This is a genomic window from Arthrobacter globiformis (genome assembly GCF_003261175.1).
Classification (GTDB): domain Bacteria; phylum Actinomycetota; class Actinomycetes; order Actinomycetales; family Micrococcaceae; genus Arthrobacter; species Arthrobacter globiformis_A.
Genome location: NZ_QLNP01000102.1, coordinates 1 through 17,097 on the forward strand (window position 1 = coordinate 1; position 17,097 = coordinate 17,097).

Genomic DNA, 17,097 nt, shown 5'->3' on the forward strand with positions numbered 1-17,097 from the left:
TTCATGACTTCACTTTTTGATTTGACCGGGCGGGTTGCTTTGGTGACTGGTTCGAGCCGGGGGATTGGTAATGCGTTGGCTCGGGCGTTGGCTGATGCGGGTGCGACGGTGGTGTTGAACGGGGTGAATCCGGAGCGGTTGAAGGCTGCGGAGGCGGTGATGGCGGCTGAGTACGCGCCGGGCCGGGTGCACGGTGTGGCGTTTGATGTCACGGACGATTCGGCGGCCGCGGCCGGGGTGGCCTGGGTCGAGGAGCATGTGGGGCCGCTGGAGGTCCTGGTGAACAACGCCGGGATCCAGCACCGGGTGCCGATGCTGGAGCTGGACGTGAAGGACTGGGAGCGGGTGATCTCCACGGACCTGACCAGCGCCTTCCTGGTGGGCCGGGAGGCGGCCCGGCACATGATTCCGAGGGGTCACGGGAAGATCATTAACATCTGTTCGGTGCAGACGGACCTGGCCCGGCCCACGATCGCCCCGTATGTGGCGGCGAAGGGCGGGTTGCGGAACCTGACCCGGGCGATGACCGCGGAGTGGGCTGGTGCGGGGCTGCAGATCAACGGGATCGCGCCGGGGTATATCCATACCGAGATGACGCAGAACCTGGTGGACGATGAGCAGTTCAATGCCTGGATCCTGGGCCGGACCCCGGCGGCGCGGTGGGGCACGGTGCAGGATTTGGCCGGCCCGGCGGTGTGGCTGGCCTCCAGCGGGTCTGATTTCGTGAACGGGCAGACAATCTTTATCGACGGCGGAATGACGGTGGTGGTCTGATGACACACACAACAGAATCTTCAGCAGAAACAACGGCAGCAGCGGCAACGGAACTGCCGGTGTCGGGTCCGGCGGTGGTCGCGCATGCGAAGGGGGATCTGCGGATCGATGATGTCCCGCTGACGGCCCCGGCCCCGGACGAGGCCGTGATCGAGGTGCTGTATGGGGGGATTTGCGGGTCGGACCTGCATTACTGGCTGCACGGCGCGGCGGGGGAGTCGATCCTGAAGGCGCCTTTGGTGCTGGGCCATGAGATCAGCGGCCGGGTGGTCAGGGCTGCCGCGGACGGTTCCGGCCCGGCCGCCGGGACCCCGGTGGCGGTGCACCCGGCCACCCCGGGCCCCGGGACGGGCCCGGACGCGCCAAGGTACCCGGCGGACCGGCCGAACCTGTCACCGGGGTGCACGTACCTGGGCTCTGCGGCGCGGTTCCCGCACACTGACGGGGCGTTCAGCCGGTACGTGAACCTGCCGGTGAGGATGCTCCGGGCCCTGCCCGAAACCCTGGACCTGCGCACCGCGGCCCTGATCGAACCGGCCAGTGTGGCCTGGCACGCGGTCGCACGGGCGGGGGACGTGGCCGGCAAGACCGCGCTCGTGATCGGGTCTGGCCCGATCGGGGCGTTGGTGGTCGCGGTCCTCAAACGTGCCGGCGCTGCCCGGATCGTCGCGGTGGACATGCACGCCAAACCCCTGGAGATCGCCACGGCGGTGGGCGCGGACGAGACCCTGAACGCCGCCGATGGTGAGGCGATCGCCAGGGTGCAGGCCGACGTCGTGATCGAATCCTCCGGGAACCACCACGGCCTGGCCTCCGCGATCCAGGGCGCCGCCCGGGGCGGGACCGTGGTCATGGTCGGGCTGCTGCCCACCGGCCCGCAGCCGGTCCTGATCTCCCTGGCCATCACCCGCGAACTGGACCTCAAAGGCTCCTTCCGGTTCAACGACGAAATCGACGAGGTCATCACCGCCCTCGCCGACGGCACCCTCACCATCGGGCCCGTCATCACCCACGACTACCCCGTCACCGACGCCCTCAACGCCTTCGACATCGCCCGCAACTCCGCCCAATCCGGCAAAGTCCTCCTCAACTTCGCCGGCTAAACCTGGCAAGAAAGTACAACAATGATCACGAACCTGCCGCCCCTGGTTGTCATGGGCGTCTCCGGCTGCGGAAAGTCGACCGTGGGTGCGCTGCTGGGCCAGCGCCTCGGCGTGCCCTTCTTCGACGGGGATGACTTTCACCCGCCGGCCAACAAGGCCAAGATGGCAAGCGGCACGCCGCTAACCGACGAGGACAGGGCACCGTGGCTCGCCGAGATTGGCGCCGCCCTGGCAACGCCCGGCGACGGAGCGGGCAAGCGCATTATCGCCTGCTCGGCGCTGAAGCGGCGCTATCGGGACCTGCTGCGGAGCTACGCACCCGACCTGGTGTTCGTCCACCTTTCCGGCGAGGCCGCCACCATTTCGGGCCGGATCAGCGGCCGGGCGCACGAATACATGCCCAGCAGCCTCCTGGCTTCGCAGCTTGCCACGCTGGAGCCGCTGGGAAACGATGAGGCGCATATTGCCGTGGATATCCTCGGCGATCCGGCATCGCTGGTGGACGGCATCGTCCGCGAGCTGGAACTTTCCTAGCCCTACCTCTGGGGCAGGATCCCGGAGGCCGTGCCCTTGGCGAGTTTCACCTCGGTGTTATGAACCTCTGCGGAGCACTGGAACTGCGCGTTGCAGCTTTGCAGAACGACGGTGGCCGCGGCCGTGCCTTCGTTGAACGCCATCAGGTTGGGAACCACCCGGATGGTGACGGTCTGGGCCTGCCTGGTGCAGCTGAGCTGTGCGTTTCCGAAGCCGGCGGCCAGCCGTCCGTCGCTGACTCGTTGGGTGAGCTGGATGACGGGTACCGCGATGAGCAGGGTGGGATCGGTGTCGCAGACAAAGGTCACCGGAATATCGACGGCGGCGCCGTCGGCGACGAGGATTCCGGGTCCCGCGCTAACGAGCGTCGCGGGGGCGGCGTGGGCGGGGGCGGCGATGCCCATCAGGCCGGCGGCGAGAGCGACGGCGGCGAGGCGGCTTGTGGTGCCTAACATCAGGTTCTCCCTTTAATCGGAAGCGGGGCGTCCTGCGTCGCCCGTGGCCGTGCCACCGCGGTGAGCGGGCGCCTGGAAGTACGGAGCCATGATTGCGCGCGTCATGTCCCCTGACGGCGGCGCCGTTTGGGGCGCCGCGCTGTACTGCCAGACTTCCGGACTGCCGATCATCCGGCGCGGCCGAAAGCCCGGCTGGCCGCACCATACTCACGTACCGGTTGCCCTGACAAGAGCCAAAAACAAAGGAAGCGGACGACGGCGGGAGGGCCCGCCGTCGTCCGCTTCCTTTTAAGCGTTAGGGCGCTAGTGCCACAGCCCGAGGGCGAACTCCGCGATGACTGTGGACAGCAGGAACGACGCGGTGACGGCCACCAGGCCCACGGGGATAATCTTCCAGCCGATGTTTTTCAACAGCGGAATGTCCTTGCCCAGGGACAGGCCGGCGAGGGTCAGCATGACCGTGGCGATGGACAGGAAGTCGACCGACTTGATGGGCCCGGCGAGTGCTGCGGCGCCGAAGAACCACGGGCTTGAGATGTAGGCGCCGATGGTGGTGATGTAGACGATCGCCGAGATCTTCTTGGTGAGCTTGGCCAGGGCAATAGGGCAGGCTTGTTCATGGAACTGACAGAACCAGCACCCGGCCAGCCAAACCTGCGCTCGGCACTTGCCGAGGGAGCAAGCAGGTGGAAACCGCGGGTGCAGGAGTTGGCGCACCAGGTCCACACATTAGGAGAGGGACGGGAAGGGGGCGCCTGCTGCACGGGTGGGCACCCAGATGGCCTTGGTCTGCGTGTACTCGTCCAGGACGCCCAGGCCGGAGGAGCGGCCGTGGCCGGAGTCCCCGAAGCCGCCGAACGGAACAGCGACGTGGATGGTCTTGTAGGAGTTGATCCAGAACGTGCCGGCCTGCCGTGCCACGTGGTGGGCGCGGGACGCATCCGAGGTCCACGCCGCGCCGGCCAGGCCGAAGTTGGTGTTGTTGGCGCGGGCAATCGCCTCGGCCTCCGTGTCGAAGGCATCGGCCCCGACGACGGGCCCGAAGACCTCCACGGTACTCTGCAATGCCGTTTGCGAAAAGGGTCTTTTGGTTTCCCGCCTGTAGATCCCGTTCCACATCGTCCGTTGCAGCGGTGGGGTGACCGCGCCACCATGAAGGTATGACCAGCGAAAATCCGGGCCCAGGGGAGCTGAACCTGCCGCAGGCGTTCCTTCTTCTGGCGACGAATGAGAAGGACGGCGAGCCGGAAGTGCCGCAGAGCGTACTCAAAGCAGGCCTGGCCGGTGCGATCCTGGCCGAGCTGGACCTGCTGGGCGCAATCCAGCTGCAAGGGAAGCACGTGAGAGCCACCGGCGCCCCGCCGGAATCTGACTTCCAGCACCAGTGGGAGCTGATCCACGACAAGTCGCGGCCGCACAGTCCGCGGCGGTGGATCGCCATGCTGGAAAGCCGCGCCGAACTGCACCGTGTCTATGAGGGGATGGCAGCTCTCGGCGTCGTGAACCATGTGGGCGAGAAGCATCTTGGCGTCTTCAGGACCACCCGCTACCCGGAGAAGGACCACGCTCCGGAGGCCGCACTTCTGGCGAGGATCGAAAGCGTACTCAACGGATCGGCGTCGGACGCCAGAACCGTTGCGCTGATTGGACTGCTGCACGCGGCAGGGCTCATGGACAAGCTTTCCCCGGGGGCTGGTCCCGCCCGGCTCAGGGATTTGACCGGAGACCATTGGCCGTCCCGTGCGGTGCGGGATGAGCTTCGCATGATCCGGCTCGCGGAGGCGGAGGCCGCCACGTAGCCCATACCCTTGCGGGAAAGACAGCCTCCTGATTTACTTCCAGCACGGTTCCTAAGCAAACGGGCCCGCCTCTTAGCGTGTCTTAGCGCGCTGCCATCGGGGGAGCACCTGTCGGAGGGGTTATGGCTGGGGAACATCGCGACGACTTGGTGATGCAGTCGTTGCTGCTGGACGAGATCGGCCAGTCGGTGATCGGCATGGACGGCGACTGGCGCATAACGTACTGGAACCGCGCGTCGGAGCGGTTGTACGGTCTGGGCGCGGACAAAGCGCTGGGGCTGAAGATCATGGACTTGGGCATCGTGGACGGTGCCAAGGAGCGGGGCCAAGCTGCCACGGACTTGGAAATCGCGCACAGGGTGGCCCGCGGCGGGGACTGGGCCGGTGAACTGTGGGTGCGCCACAGCACAGGCCGGGAGTTTCCGGTGCACGCGACAGTCAGCCGGATCAGGGGCCGGCACACCGTGCCCGTGGCGGTCGTGGCGATTTCGAAAGACATCACGGACCGCAAGCACACGGAGGCGATCCTGCGCAGGCTCTCGGCCATGGTCGAATCGTCCGGCGATGCCATCATCGGTGCTGACCTTACCGGCAAGATCACCAGCTGGAATGCGGGGGCGGCGAGGATGCTCGGCTGGAGCTCCTGGGAGGCTGTGGGGCAAACTCATGGGCTGGTGACGGCCGACGACGGCGCCTACTTCGGTACGGAAGTCACCTCCCGTTCGGGGAACGGGGCGTTTGTCACCGGTGTGGAGGCCCGCTGGCGCTGCAAGAACGGGTCAGTGATCGACGTCGAACTGACGGTGTCCCCCGTCTACGATCAGGACGGCATCCGGGTGGGGGCGTCCGCCATTGCCAGGGACATCACGGAGATCCAGCGCCTGAAAGCCGCGGCCGAAGCCGAACGCGAGCGGCTGCTGGCTGCCCAGGAGATGGCCCACGTTGGCAGCGTTGAGCACACGGTGGCCACCGGCGAGACGTGGCATTCTGAGGAGTTCGACCGGATCCTGGGAATGCCCGCAGATGGCCCGAGGGACAGGGAAACCATCCTTGCCCGGGCGCACCCCGAGGACCGGGACCGTGTCCGCGAAGTGTGGACACGCCTGGACCACGGACTTGGCTTCGCCGACTTCGAGTACCGGATCGTCCGGCCCACCGGCGAACAGCGGTGGCTTCACTCACGCATCAGGAGCATGAAGAGCGCCGACGGCAAACCGATCCGGTTCCTCGATACCGTCCTGGACATCACAGACCGGAAGAACGCGGAACAGATCCTGGAGTGGCAGGCGCGCCATGATGCCCTGACCGGCCTGCCGAACAGGTACATGGTCACGGAGGTCCTGCAGGGGTTCCTCGACCGAACCGCCCGCCCGGTGGTGATGTTCGTCGACGTCGACCGGTTCAAGCTGATCAATGACGGCATCGGCCACGGCGCCGGCGACACGATTTTGGTGCAGCTGGGGGAGAGGCTGAAGACTGCCGTCCGGAGTAGCGATACGGTGGGCCGGTTCGGCGGCGACGAATTCGTGGTGATTTGCGAGAACCTGCAGATGAGCGGGGCCCAGGCCGTGGCCGAAAGGATCCGCGATGCGACCCGGCAGCCGTTCGATGTGGATGGCCGGCAGATTTACCTTAATGTCAGCGTGGGCATCGCGTTGGCGGACGAGGAGGACACCGCAGAATCGATGCTGCAGGGGGCCGACGCCGCCATGTACCGGGCCAAATCCGCTGGCGGGGATTCATCGGCGATCTACGACGTGCGCATGACCGGACGGGCCACCGGGCGCCTGGACCTCGAGTCCGACCTGCGGCTGGCGCTGGAACGCAATGAGCTTTCACTGAACTACCAGCCGATCATCGACGTTTCCACTGAGGAAGCTGTTGGGTTTGAGGCGTTGCTGCGCTGGCACCACCACGAGCACGGCCCGATCATGCCGGATGCCTTCATCCCCATCGCCGAGGAAACGGGCCTGATCCTGCCAATCGGCGCCTGGGTGCTCCGCGAATCGCTGCGCCAGGTGCAGCAGTGGCGCACGCAGGTTCCCGGGGCGGAGAACTTCACGGCGGCGGTGAACATCTCCGGCCGCCAGCTCGTGGCCGGGGACTTTCCCGATATCGTGGAATCGGCGATCCGCGACACCGGCATTGACCCGGCCGCCGTCCACCTGGAGATCACCGAGACCGTCCTCATGGACCAGCCGGACCTGCCCAAGGAAACTCTGCAGCGGCTGGCCCGCCTTGGGGTGGGCCTGTCCATTGATGACTTCGGCACGGGCTACTCGTCGCTGAGCTACCTCAAGTGGCTCTCGGCCCGCACCCTCAAGATCGACCGCACCTTCGTCGAGGAGCTGGGAACGGATCCGCATGGGGCCACGATCATCGAACTCGTGCTCGGCATGGCGGAGAGCCTGCGGCTTGACGTGGTGGCCGAAGGCGTGGAGACCGCCGTACAGCTGGCCGAACTCCGCCGGCTGGGTGTGCGCCTCGCGCAGGGCTACCTGTGGAGCAAGCCGTTGCCGGCAGAGGGGATCCCGGCCTGGCTGCAGTCCCATCCGGCCAAGCTTCCCGCGGCGATTTCCGCCCCGATGCCGTCCGGGATGTCAGCAGGGGAACGGATGCCCCGCGTCGGGTAGCCTCATTTTCGGTTGCGAGTTTTCGCCCACATATTGGCCTCATAACGCACGTTAGGTGGCGACAAGTGAACGAAAACTCGCCTCCGAGGGCGGGTGTAGATTTGCAGCATGGAGGCCCGCACTCGCAAGCGCCGCTGGTTGATCGCCGCCGCTGTGGGTGTTGCCGTGCTGGCGTTGGGACTCGCCTTGTTCAAGCCGTGGCTTTTGTTTGTCGACGTGCGGGTCGATGAGCAACTGCCCACAGTTGTGGCGTCGCCGGCGGCCCCTTCCGCCACCGCTAAGCCGCCCTCCGAAACCCCCGCCACGGAACCTGCAGGGCCGGTTCAACTTGCCGAAGGCTCGCTCATCAGCCACGAACATGCCACCACAGGAACAGTCCGGATAATTCAGCAGCCCGGCGGGAAGCGCGTGTTGACTTTGGAGAACCTCGATACGTCCAACGGCCCGGATGTGCACGTCTGGCTCAGCGCCGCGGATGTGGTGGAGGGAACAGCGGGCTGGTTCACGGCCGGTTCCGCCGAACACTTCGACTTGGGGGTGATCAAGGGGAACCAGGGCAACCAGGTCTACGCGCTCCCCGACGGGCTTGACCTGGCCAGGTTCAAGTCGGTGGATCTGTGGTGCGTCCAGTTCAGTGTTTCCTTCGGAGCGGCCCAGCTCGCCAAGTGAGCCAGCGCTGCCGATTAAACTTCAGGGGAAGGGGGAGGGGCCCGCTAGCGGGAGACTGGCTCCTTTGCCTCCAGGAGCGCGAGTTCGTGGCGGCGGGGGAAGCCTTCCCAGTCGCCGGGGACCAGGCAGGCAAAGGCGCCGGTTGCCGTGGCGGTGCGGAGGCGTTCCTCGGGGCTGCGGTCTTCCATGAGTTCGGCAAGATAGCCCGCCACGAAGGCGTCGCCGGCGCCGACCGTGTCCACCACTGAAACGGGAACAGCCGCCTGCCGGAACACCTCGCCGTCAATCAGCGCGAGGGCTCCGGCGGCACCGAGCTTGATCACGGCCTGGCTGGGCCCGAAGGCGGCAATTCTTTGGGCGAGCTCCTCCGGTTCACCGGGACCGACGGCGATGGCAGCCTCGTCCTCCCCGGCGAACACGAGGTCCGCGAGCGGGATGAGGTCGCGGTAGACACTGCCGGCGCCCTCTGTGGACCAGAGGTTGCCGCGGAAGTTCAGGTCGAAGGACACGGGAACGTCCGCCGCCCGGGCCACTTCGATGGCGTGCCGGACAGTCGCTGCCGCCTGGGCCGACAGGGCGGGCGTGATGCCGCTGACGTGCAGCAGCCCGGCGCCGGCGATGAGCTCCTGGGAAATGTCCGCCGGCAAAATCCGGGAGCCGGCGCTCCCGGCACGGTAGTAGCTCACGCGCTGCGCGTCAGGAGTCCGGCGTTCCTTGATCATCAGTCCGGTCGGGGCGGAAGGGTCGACGGTGATACGGACGTCCACGCCCTCGGCGCGGATCTCGCGCTCTACAAGCTGGCCAAGGCTGTCCGCACCGACCCGGCCGCACCACACGGACTGCACGCCGAGGCGGCGGAGGCCGATGGCGACGTTGGACTCGGAGCCGCCGGTGCCCAGGCTCATGGTCGAGGCGTGCGCGAGAGGCCCTACCTGGTCGGCGCGCATCAGCGCCATGGTTTCGCCGAACGTGAGGACGTACGGTGCCGGGCTCGTGCGATCGCTCACTTACCGGCCCCCAGCTGCTCGGCGGTCTCGTCGATCAGCTCGCGGACCCGCCTCGCCCTGGCCGTGAGGTCCTGCAGGTCACCGCCCTTGAAGGCATCACCCAGCAGCGGGCCGCCGAGGCTTACGGCAAGCGCGCCGGCCCCGATCCAGGCCGGGACGTCCTCGATGTTGACGCCGCCGGACGGGATCACCTCGATGTCCGGGAACGGGCCGCGCAGCTGCGAAACGTAGCCGGCACCAACCGTGGAGGCCGGGAAGACCTTGACGGCGGTGGCACCTAGTTTCCAGCCGGCGTGCAGCTCCGTGGGGGTCAGGCCGCCCGGGTAGACCGGAACACCGCGGCGAACGCACGCTTCGATGACGCCGGGATCGGTGACAGGTGTGACGATATAGGCCGCACCCAGGTCGAGGGCCGTCTCGGCCTCGTCCGCTTCCGTCACGGTGCCGACACCGATCTCGAGCGAGTCCCCGAACCGCTCCTGCAGGAGGGGCAGTTCGTCCCAGGCGCCGGGCGTGCTGAGTGTGAGTTCGATGCTGAGCACACCGCCCCGCTGCAGCGCCTCGATCACCGGCGCGTAGTCCGAGGCGTGCCGGGCACGGAGGACGGCCACGGCTCGGGTTTCGCGGAGGGTTGCGGAGGGTGCCGGCCGGGACGCAGTGCCGGGATTTTCGAGGCGGAGCATGGGATTCCTTTTGGGGGTGGCGGGCTTGCGGTGGTGAGTGAAGGAGAACTGGAAGTGCACGACGGCGGCGCGTGCCGCCGTCGTGCACTATCAGCTATGGATGGGGTGAGTTACTTGGCGGTGCGGGCGGCGGCCAGGTCAGCCGTCACCATAGGGTTGGCGACCACGCCGCCGTTCGGGCGGGCGTCCTCCGGGTCCGTCAGGTCGCGGTTCACGGTCTCCGGGGAGAGCCGCGTGGCGACGAAGCTGACGAGCATGGTCAGAGACATGTAGATGGCCACCGGGATCCAGGAGTTGCTGAAGAGGCCGAGCAGTCCGGCGCAGACCATCGGTGCGATGCCGCCGCCGATGATCGAGGAGAATTCGCGGCCCAGAGTGACGCCGGCGTAGCGGTAGCGGCTGCCGAAGATCTCCGGGAAGTAGCTCATGTGCACACCCACCACGCCCTGGCAGGCCAGCATGAAGCCCACGATGATTACCAGCACGATGGCCACGGGAGAGCCGGTGGTCAGGAGCATGAACGCCGGTGCCGGGAAGAGGATCAGCGCCCCGGTGATCAGCGAGACAACGCGGCGGCGGCCGATCTTGTCGGACAGGATTCCGAAGGAGACTGCCGCAACACCGCCGCAGAGCGCACCGATGAGAAGTACCGGCGGGATGAACTTGGGATCGGTTCCGACGACGGTGATCAGGTAGGAGGCCATGAACACCTGGATGGTGTAGGACTGCGTGCTGACGCCGAAGTTCATGAGGATGACGCGCAGGACGTTGGCCTTGCCGTGCTTGGCGACCTCCTTGAGCGGTGCGGGCGGTTCGGTGCGGGCCTGCTTGATCTCTTCAAACACGGGGGACTCATCGAGCTTGCGCCGGATGACCAGCGCAGCGATAGTGACGAAGATGCTGGAGAGGAAGACGAGGCGCCAGCCCCAGGTGAGCATGTCGTTGGGAGCCAGGGACTGGGCGGCGATCCACACCAGCGCACCGAGCGCAGTGCCGGCTGCGGCGCCGACCATGATCAGGGAAGCCAGCTTGCCGCGGGTGCCGGGGGCTGCTGATTCGGTGAGCAGCGTGGCGCCGCCGGATTGTTCGGCACCGGCGCCGAAGCCCTGGGCTGCGCGGCACACGCACAGCAGGACCGGGGCGAGAAGGCCGATCTGGTCGAAGGTGGGCAGCAGACCGATGGCCAGGGTGGCGCCGCCCATCAGGAGCAGCGTGACCACGAGGATCCACTTCCGGCCGAGGCGGTCGCCGAAGTGGGAGAAGAAGATGCCGCCGAGCGGACGGAACAGGAAGCCGACGGCGAAGGTGGTGAAGCTGGCAATCAGCGCGGCAGCGGGGGAAACGTTGGGGAAGAACAGTTTGCTGAAAACAAGCGCCGAGGCGGTGCCGTAGATGACGAAGTCATACAGTTCGAGGGTGGTGCCGATGAGGCCGGCGACGGCGGCCTTCCGGACTTTGCTCTGGTCCACTTCCCCTGGGGGAAGGTGTGCTGCTGTGGTCATTTCCAAACTCCTTTGAATGGATGTCCTGGTTTCGACAAGCTCAACCAGCGGTCAGTAGGTGATGAGTACTTTGAGGTTCGTGGGGTCGGCCACCGGGGCTGTGAGGGCGGCCGCGGCGTCGTCGAGCGGGAACGTGCTGGTGATGATGGACGGCAGGTCAACGACGCCGGAGGAGGCGAGTTCGATCGCCGTCGGGAAGGCGTTGGCGTAGCGGAACGCGGTGACGAGGTCGATCTCGTAGCGTTGGAGTAACCCGAGCGGGATGCCGTCCACGGTGGGCTTGGCCTGGCCGACGACGGTGGCGCGGGTGGCCGGCGCCAGAGTCTGGATGCCGTCCGCGAGGGCCTTCGTGTTGCCGGAGCATTCGATCAGGCGGTCCATGTCCGCCAGGTCCAGTGGCGTGGTTGCGGTGTTGATGGTGCGGGTGGCACCGAATTTGGTGGCGACGGCGAGGCGGTCGTCGTTCACGTCCGTCACCACGATTTCGGCGGCGCCCCGGGCGGCGGCTACCTGGGCGACCAGCAGGCCGATGGGCCCGGCGCCGGTGATCAGCACGCGGTGGCCTTTCTCGACCTGCGCCCGTTCGACGGCCCAGACAGCGACGGCGAGCGGTTCGATCGCCGCTCCGATGTCGGCCGGGATGGTGTCCGGCAGCCGGTGGACGGCGGCTTCGGGCACCACCACGTGGCGGGCGAACAGCCCGTCGGTGGGAGGGGAGCCGAAGCAGCTTCCGGCCGGGCAGAGATTGTAGCGTCCCGACAGGCAGGTGGGGCATTCGCGGCAGGGCAGGGCCGGTTCAATGACGACGGCGGTGCCCGCAGCGACGGTGGCCTGCGGTCCGGCGGCGATGACGACGCCGGCGCCCTCGTGGCCCAGGACGGTGGGCTGGCGCAGCACGTTGGTGCCGTTGCGGCCGTCGGCGAAGTAGTGCATGTCCGAGCCGCAGATCCCGCCGGACCTCATTTCGACCAGCAGGTCCTGCGGTCCGAGGGCGGGCAGGGGTTTATGCTCGATCCGCAGGTCGCGGGCGCCGTGCAGCACGGCGGCCTGCGTGCCGGTGGGAAGCCCGGCTTTGGCGGTTGACGGGATGGCGTGGGTGGTCATGGCGTGCTCCGTGTGGTTTGGAGGGACGGGGCGGGAGTGAGGGAAGCGGCAGTGCGGGCTTCGGCGAGGGCGCTCAGCGGCCCCGCCGAGTGGATGATGTCGATGAACTCGCCGGTGCGCAGGATGAAGTCGTCACGTTCGGCCAGTTCCTCGCCAAGGAGATGGTGGTCGCCAAGGACCTTGCTTGCGAGGTCCCCGCCCGAGCGGGACCCTGATGCCAGTCCTGCCAGCAGCCCGCGGGCCGGGTCCTCCACGGCGTGCGCCTGGGGCCCCGGGTCGAACCCGGGCAGCGGGGCGATGCATGCGAGATACGCGGCGGTGGTGAGGGCCAACAGCTGCGGCATCCGGCCGTCGCCGAGCATTTGCAGCGCCGGCAGCGGGATCCGCTGGCGGAGTTTGACGGACCCGTCGGAGCCTACCTGGCTGGTGCGGTGGCCCAGTGCCGTGTTCCGCCAGCGGGAGAAGAGCTGTTCCTCGTAGGCGTCCACGTCCACGCCGGACGGTACCGAGACGCTGGGCAGGTACTCGTTGCGCAGCACGGACCGGGCGGCCAGTTCGATGGCCGGGTGCGAGACGGATTCGGGGATGGTGACGGCGCCGGTGAGGGCTCCGAGGTAGGCGATGAGGGAGTGGGTGCCATTAAGCAGGCGGACTTTCAGTTGCTCGTAGCCGCCCACTTCGCTGGAGAACACCGCTCCGCCGGCTTCCCACGTGGGGCGTCCGGCGATGAAGTTGTCTTCCACGATCCACATGGTGAACGGCTCGGCCGGGACCGGAATCCGGTCCTTGTAGCCGCGCTGCGAGGCGACCAGGCGGCGATAGTGCTCCGTGGTGGCTGGCACGATCCGGTCCACCATGGAGGAGGGGAAGCTGGTGAGCGTGTCGACGAAGGCCAGGGCCTCGGCGGCTTCGGCGGGCGGCAACAGGGAGGCGAATTCCCGGACCAGCCGCTTCGTGTGGTGGCCGTTCTCCGCAAGGTTGTCGCAGCTGAGGACGGTCACCGGTTCGGCGTGGGTCCGGGAACGGTGCTGCAGGCCGCGAACGATCTGCCCGATCGGCGTCTGCGGTGACCCCGGGTGGGCGAGATCGTGCCGGATGGCAGGGTCCTGCAGGTTCAGCGAGCCGGTGGCGGGAGTGTAGTTGTAGCCGTTCTCCGTGACGGTAAGGGACACGATCCGGGTGCCCGCGTTCCCGATGGCCTTGACCACGCGTACAGGGTCAGCGGCGGCGGTGAAGGCGTCGGTGTGGACCCGCGGAACGGAGAATTGCGAGCCTTCAGGCGAAATTTCCACCACGGTGTAGAGCATGTCCTGGGCGTGCATGGCGTCCGGGATGGCGGAGGAGCGGCTGGCAACCCCGATGATGCCCCAGTCTCCGCCGTGGGCGGCGATGGCGGCGTCGGTGTAGACGGCCTGGTGGGCCCGGTGGAAGTTTCCCAAGCCCAGGTGCACGATGCCGGCAGCCGGTGCAGCCGGCCGCCGCAGAATTCCGGGAGTGGCCGCGGACAGCGGGGGAATGGACGCGGAGGTCATGGTTACCAGTCCTTCATGGAGCCGTCGAGCTCACGGGCGATGGGCAGGTACGCCTGCTTGTAGGGGAAGCGGGCGGCCGCGTCCTCGTCCACGTGCACGCCGAGGCCGGGCTCGTCGCCGGGGTGGAGGTAGCCGTCCTCGAAGCGGAAGCTGGACTGGAACACCTCGGACACCAGGGGGTCGTAGCCCATGTATTCCTGGATGGCGAAGTTGCTGGTGGCCAGACCCAGGTGCAGTGAGGCCGAGAGGTTGATCGGCGAGACGTCGGAGGGGCCGTGCGGGGCACCCTTGATTTGGTAGACCTCCGCCAGGGCGAGGATCTTGCGGACGTGGGAGATGCCTCCGGCGTGGACGACGGCGGTGCGGATGAAGTCGATGAGGCGTTCGGTGATGAGGTGCTCGCAGTCCCAGATGGTGTTGAAGACCTCGCCGATGGCCAGCGGGATGGTGGTCTGCTGGCGCAGCGTGCGGAGGAGCCGCTGGTTTTCCGCTGGCGTGACGTCCTCGAGCCAGAACAGGTCCACGTCTTCCAAGGACCTGGCCAGCCGGGCGGCTTCGGTGGGATTGAGCCGGTGGTGGACGTCGTGCAGGAGCTTGAGGTCCGGGCCGACATGCTCGCGGACCGCTGCCAGGACCTTCGGGGCATGGCGGAGGTAGGCCGAGGTATCCCAGTCCTCTTCCACCGGTCCGGCGCCGCGGCCGGCGGGCTCGTAGCTGGCAGCGCCCTTAGTTACGCCATAGACCTTGTCCAGCCCGGGTACGCCCGACTGGGCGCGGACGGCGCGGAAGCCCTGTTCCCGGCGGCGGTCCACGGAGTCGAGGAGCTCGGGCACATCCCAGCCCGTCGCGTGGGTGTAGGTGAGGATTTTGTCCCGGGCGGCGCCGCCCAGCAGCTGGTAGACCGGGACGTCCAGGGCCTTGCCCTTGATGTCCCACAGTGCCAGGTCAATGGCGCCGATGGCGGCCATGGTCACCGGTCCGCGCCGCCAGTAGGCGCCACGGTAGAAGTACTGCCAGGTGTCTTCGATGCGGTCGGCGTCCCGGCCGAGCAGGGCGGGGGCGAGGTGGTCACGGAGGTAGCTGGCGACGGACAGTTCACGGCCGTTGAGGGTGGCGTCGCCCCAGCCGATCAACCCGTCGTCGGTGGTGATCTTCAGGGTGACGAAGTTGCGGCTGGGGCTGGTGACGAGGACGTCGACGTCGACGATTTTTCGGGTCATCGGGAAATCACTACATTCTTCAGTGGCTGGTTTGCGGACAGACGGGTGATGTTTTCGGCGATCTCGCGGGCGCGGCCGCGGAAGGTTTCGGCGGTGACACCGGAGGAGTGCGGGGTCATGACGACGTTGTCGAGCCGGCCGAACGGCAGGGCGGAGGGTTCGCCGCGGCCGTCGGAGCCCGGGTACTGGTACCAGACGTCGATGGCGGCGCCGGCGATCCGGCGGTCCTTCAGGGCCTCGTACAGCGCGGTTTCGTCGACGACGGGCCCGCGGGCGACGTTGACGATCTGCCCGTCGGGGCCGAGGTCGTCCAGTTCGGCCGCGCCGATCAGGGAGGTGGTTCCGGCGTCGAGCGGGATGCTGACCACCAGCACATCGGATTCGCTGAGGGCCTCGCCCAGGCGGTCCGTGGCGCCGGTCCAGCGCAGCGAGTTTTCCTCCGCGTCGACGGATCCGCTGCGGGTGATGGCAATGCCTTCCGCGCCGAACGCCTGCAGCAGTTTCCAGGCGGCGCTGCCGATGTGGCCGAAGCCGAGGAAGGTCACCACGGCGCCGCGCAGCGTTTCCGGCTGGCGGATGTCGGGGGAGTAGACCGAGGAGGACCAGACGCCGGTGCGCAGGGCGGCGTCCTGCCCCAGCAGGTTGCGGCGGAGGGCGACGAGCACGGTAGCGATGTGCTCGGCGATGGAGCCTTCGTGGTGGAAGGTGTTGGCGCAGACAGATCCGGCGGGGAGGGCATCAGCGTCGATGCCGTCGTAGCCGGCTCCGGCCACGTGCACCAGCCGGAGGTTCCGTGCTTCGGCGCCCATGGCGGCGGTGAACTTGGGTCCCACATAGACGTCGGCGTCCTTGAGGTCCGTCAGGACGGAGTGTTCGTTCCAGCTGTCGTGCCAGGAGGTGACGGTGCCTTCCGGCAGTGCCGCCTCGAAGGTGGCGCGCTGGGGCATCAGGTTGGAGTCTGCGATGACGATTCTCATGGTTACTTTCCCTGGAGGGTTTGGTCGGCGGTGCGTGCGGCGAACGTGGAGCCGCGCACGATGAGCTGCGAGTTGAGGTGGACCGCCTCGGTGGCGGTGGGCTTGCCGGCGATCTGTTCCAGGAGGAGTTCGAGGGCGAGGGCGCCGCTGCGATTGATGGGGACGCGGACGGAGGTGAGTCCGGGTTCGGCGGCCGCGGCGATGTCGAGGTCGTCGATGCCCACCACGCTGATGTCCTCGGGGCAGTGGTAGCCGAGCGTCCGGGCGCCGGCGAGCATGCCGATGGCGACGAGGTCGTTGTAGGCGATGACGGCGGTGGCGCCGCTGGCGACGACCGAAGCGGCGGCGGCCAGGCCGCCGTCGACCGTGGCGTTCTGGTTGCCCACGGTGACCAGTTCGATGCCCCATTCCCCGCAGAGGCGGGTGATGGCCGCGAGCCGCTGGCCGTTGGCCCAGGAGGATGCCGGGCCGGGAATGTAGGCAAGCTTGCGGTGGCCGAGGGCGTAAAGGTGCTCGACGGCCTGCCGGATCCCTTCGCCGGCCTCCATCAGTACGCGGGCGGCCTGGTCAGCCTCGCCGTTGATCACGACGAGCGGTGCGTTGCCGGCCAGGTTATGGATCTGTTCCGACGGGAGGCGCGGGGAACAGAGGATGATGCCGTCCACTCCGGTGGCGAATGCCGCGAGGTGGTCGCGCTCGCGGGCGGAGGATTCGCCGGTGTCGGCCAGGACCATGCGGTGCCGGCCGTGCCAGGCCTGGTCCTGGATGGCCTTGATCAGTGCCGCGAACACGGCGTTTGAGATGTCCGGAACGACGACGCCGAACGTGCGGCTGCCGTTCAGCCCGGGGACGTCGTACCCAAGCTGGGCGGCCGCGTCCATGACCTTCTGCCGGGTTTCAGCGGCCAAGCGGCCGGGGTCGCCGAACGCCCGTGACGCCGTGGCGAGCGAGACGCCCGCGAGCTTTGCGACGTCCGTGAGTTTTGCCGCCATCGGTCCTCCAGTTGCTTCGTTGAAACCCTTCCCATCAAGTATGGAAAGAGTTGTACAAGCTTGTCAAGACTTTTCCATGAGTTGCATCACAGGAGTTAACGGAAGAAGGACGA

At 67.5% G+C, this 17,097-nt stretch carries 15 protein-coding genes and 2 pseudogenes; 6 read left to right on the plus strand and 11 right to left on the minus strand.

Annotated features, from left to right (window positions below; all coding sequences use genetic code 11):
* Positions 1 to 3: 3 nt before the first annotated feature.
* From DBZ45_RS19425 to DBZ45_RS19435, 3 genes are read left to right on the plus strand one after another with little or no spacing between them, the layout of a single operon-like run.
* Positions 4 to 774 carry an SDR family oxidoreductase gene (locus tag DBZ45_RS19425; RefSeq protein WP_111904666.1) on the plus strand — a complete coding sequence of 257 codons (771 nt, stop codon included), beginning with the start codon at positions 4 to 6 and terminating at the stop codon, positions 772 to 774.
* Positions 774 to 1,877: an L-idonate 5-dehydrogenase gene (locus tag DBZ45_RS19430; RefSeq protein WP_111905476.1), complete on the plus strand. Its 1,104-nt coding sequence runs from the start codon at positions 774 to 776 to the stop codon at positions 1,875 to 1,877. The genes DBZ45_RS19425 and DBZ45_RS19430 overlap by 1 nt, the downstream gene beginning before the upstream one ends.
* A gap of 21 nt (positions 1,878 to 1,898) precedes the next feature.
* Positions 1,899 to 2,411 (plus strand): gluconokinase, encoded by a 513-nt coding sequence (locus DBZ45_RS19435; RefSeq protein WP_111905477.1) that lies wholly within the window; start codon positions 1,899 to 1,901, stop codon positions 2,409 to 2,411.
* 2 nt (positions 2,412 to 2,413) lie between these two features.
* On the opposite strand, the gene DBZ45_RS19440 is transcribed toward DBZ45_RS19435, so the two are convergent.
* The 3 genes and pseudogenes from DBZ45_RS19440 to DBZ45_RS19450 all read right to left on the minus strand — a co-directional run.
* Positions 2,414 to 2,866 (minus strand): hypothetical protein, encoded by a 453-nt coding sequence (locus DBZ45_RS19440; protein ID WP_111905478.1) that lies wholly within the window; start codon positions 2,864 to 2,866, stop codon positions 2,414 to 2,416.
* A 303-nt stretch (positions 2,867 to 3,169) separates the two neighbouring features.
* Positions 3,170 to 3,469, minus strand: a pseudogene (locus DBZ45_RS19445) (DUF3100 domain-containing protein); the annotation flags it as partial.
* Positions 3,470 to 3,595: 126 nt separating this feature from the next.
* A pseudogene (locus tag DBZ45_RS19450) lies at positions 3,596 to 3,922 on the minus strand (aldehyde dehydrogenase family protein); the annotation flags it as partial.
* A gap of 104 nt (positions 3,923 to 4,026) precedes the next feature.
* On the opposite strand from DBZ45_RS19450, the gene DBZ45_RS19455 reads away from it, so the two are divergent.
* The 3 genes from DBZ45_RS19455 (at position 4,027) to DBZ45_RS19465 (ending at position 7,967) form a co-directional block, all read left to right on the plus strand.
* A complete protein-coding gene (locus DBZ45_RS19455) occupies positions 4,027 to 4,665 on the plus strand; it encodes a GOLPH3/VPS74 family protein (protein ID WP_111905479.1) in 639 nt (212 codons plus the stop codon).
* A 122-nt stretch (positions 4,666 to 4,787) separates the two neighbouring features.
* Entirely contained in the window at positions 4,788 to 7,298 is a 2,511-nt protein-coding gene (locus DBZ45_RS19460; RefSeq protein WP_111905480.1) for a sensor domain-containing protein, read from the plus strand.
* A 108-nt stretch (positions 7,299 to 7,406) separates the two neighbouring features.
* Positions 7,407 to 7,967 carry a DM13 domain-containing protein gene (locus DBZ45_RS19465; RefSeq protein WP_111905481.1) on the plus strand — a complete coding sequence of 187 codons (561 nt, stop codon included), beginning with the start codon at positions 7,407 to 7,409 and terminating at the stop codon, positions 7,965 to 7,967.
* Between the two features lie 44 nt (positions 7,968 to 8,011).
* Here DBZ45_RS19465 and DBZ45_RS19470 read toward each other — a convergent pair whose 3' ends face one another.
* The 8 genes from DBZ45_RS19470 to DBZ45_RS19505 all read right to left on the minus strand — a co-directional run bounded on the left by DBZ45_RS19470 (position 8,012) and on the right by DBZ45_RS19505 (position 16,984).
* Complete coding sequence (locus tag DBZ45_RS19470; protein WP_223257174.1) at positions 8,012 to 8,974, minus strand: sugar kinase; 963 nt, start codon at positions 8,972 to 8,974, stop codon at positions 8,012 to 8,014.
* Positions 8,971 to 9,657 carry a bifunctional 4-hydroxy-2-oxoglutarate aldolase/2-dehydro-3-deoxy-phosphogluconate aldolase gene (locus DBZ45_RS19475; protein ID WP_111905482.1) on the minus strand — a complete coding sequence of 229 codons (687 nt, stop codon included), beginning with the start codon at positions 9,655 to 9,657 and terminating at the stop codon, positions 8,971 to 8,973. Before DBZ45_RS19475 ends, DBZ45_RS19470 begins: the two co-directional genes overlap by 4 nt.
* A gap of 110 nt (positions 9,658 to 9,767) precedes the next feature.
* Complete coding sequence (locus tag DBZ45_RS19480) at positions 9,768 to 11,159, minus strand: MFS transporter (RefSeq protein WP_111905483.1); 1,392 nt, start codon at positions 11,157 to 11,159, stop codon at positions 9,768 to 9,770.
* A 51-nt stretch (positions 11,160 to 11,210) separates the two neighbouring features.
* Positions 11,211 to 12,263, minus strand: a complete 1,053-nt coding sequence (locus tag DBZ45_RS19485; protein WP_111905484.1) for an alcohol dehydrogenase catalytic domain-containing protein — start codon at positions 12,261 to 12,263, stop codon at positions 11,211 to 11,213.
* Complete coding sequence (locus tag DBZ45_RS19490; protein ID WP_111905485.1) at positions 12,260 to 13,795, minus strand: mannitol dehydrogenase family protein; 1,536 nt, start codon at positions 13,793 to 13,795, stop codon at positions 12,260 to 12,262. The genes DBZ45_RS19485 and DBZ45_RS19490 overlap by 4 nt, the downstream gene beginning before the upstream one ends.
* A 2-nt stretch (positions 13,796 to 13,797) precedes the next feature.
* A complete protein-coding gene (gene manD / locus DBZ45_RS19495) occupies positions 13,798 to 15,015 on the minus strand; it encodes a D-mannonate dehydratase ManD (protein ID WP_111905486.1) in 1,218 nt (405 codons plus the stop codon).
* Positions 15,012 to 15,992 carry a 2-hydroxyacid dehydrogenase gene (locus tag DBZ45_RS19500; RefSeq protein WP_111905487.1) on the minus strand — a complete coding sequence of 327 codons (981 nt, stop codon included), beginning with the start codon at positions 15,990 to 15,992 and terminating at the stop codon, positions 15,012 to 15,014. The genes manD and DBZ45_RS19500 overlap by 4 nt, the downstream gene beginning before the upstream one ends.
* A gap of 2 nt (positions 15,993 to 15,994) precedes the next feature.
* The gene (locus tag DBZ45_RS19505; RefSeq protein WP_111905488.1) at positions 15,995 to 16,984 is read right to left on the minus strand and encodes a LacI family DNA-binding transcriptional regulator; all 990 of its coding nucleotides are present in this window, start codon (positions 16,982 to 16,984) and stop codon (positions 15,995 to 15,997) included.
* Positions 16,985 to 17,097: the final 113 nt, after the last annotated feature.

Coding starts and splice junctions, on each gene's coding strand:
- DBZ45_RS19460 (WP_111905480.1), top strand. CDS start 4,788: ATGGCTGGGGAACATCGCGACGACTTGGTGATGCAGTCGTTGCTGCTG.
- DBZ45_RS19475 (WP_111905482.1), bottom strand. CDS start 9,657: ATGCTCCGCCTCGAAAATCCCGGCACTGCGTCCCGGCCGGCACCCTCC.
- DBZ45_RS19490 (WP_111905485.1), bottom strand. CDS start 13,795: ATGACCTCCGCGTCCATTCCCCCGCTGTCCGCGGCCACTCCCGGAATT.
- DBZ45_RS19480 (WP_111905483.1), bottom strand. CDS start 11,159: ATGACCACAGCAGCACACCTTCCCCCAGGGGAAGTGGACCAGAGCAAA.
- DBZ45_RS19425 (WP_111904666.1), top strand. CDS start 4: ATGACTTCACTTTTTGATTTGACCGGGCGGGTTGCTTTGGTGACTGGT.
- DBZ45_RS19500 (WP_111905487.1), bottom strand. CDS start 15,992: ATGAGAATCGTCATCGCAGACTCCAACCTGATGCCCCAGCGCGCCACC.
- DBZ45_RS19440 (WP_111905478.1), bottom strand. CDS start 2,866: ATGTTAGGCACCACAAGCCGCCTCGCCGCCGTCGCTCTCGCCGCCGGC.
- DBZ45_RS19505 (WP_111905488.1), bottom strand. CDS start 16,984: ATGGCGGCAAAACTCACGGACGTCGCAAAGCTCGCGGGCGTCTCGCTC.
- manD (WP_111905486.1), bottom strand. CDS start 15,015: ATGACCCGAAAAATCGTCGACGTCGACGTCCTCGTCACCAGCCCCAGC.
- DBZ45_RS19435 (WP_111905477.1), top strand. CDS start 1,899: ATGATCACGAACCTGCCGCCCCTGGTTGTCATGGGCGTCTCCGGCTGC.
- DBZ45_RS19485 (WP_111905484.1), bottom strand. CDS start 12,263: ATGACCACCCACGCCATCCCGTCAACCGCCAAAGCCGGGCTTCCCACC.
- DBZ45_RS19455 (WP_111905479.1), top strand. CDS start 4,027: ATGACCAGCGAAAATCCGGGCCCAGGGGAGCTGAACCTGCCGCAGGCG.
- DBZ45_RS19465 (WP_111905481.1), top strand. CDS start 7,407: ATGGAGGCCCGCACTCGCAAGCGCCGCTGGTTGATCGCCGCCGCTGTG.
- DBZ45_RS19430 (WP_111905476.1), top strand. CDS start 774: ATGACACACACAACAGAATCTTCAGCAGAAACAACGGCAGCAGCGGCA.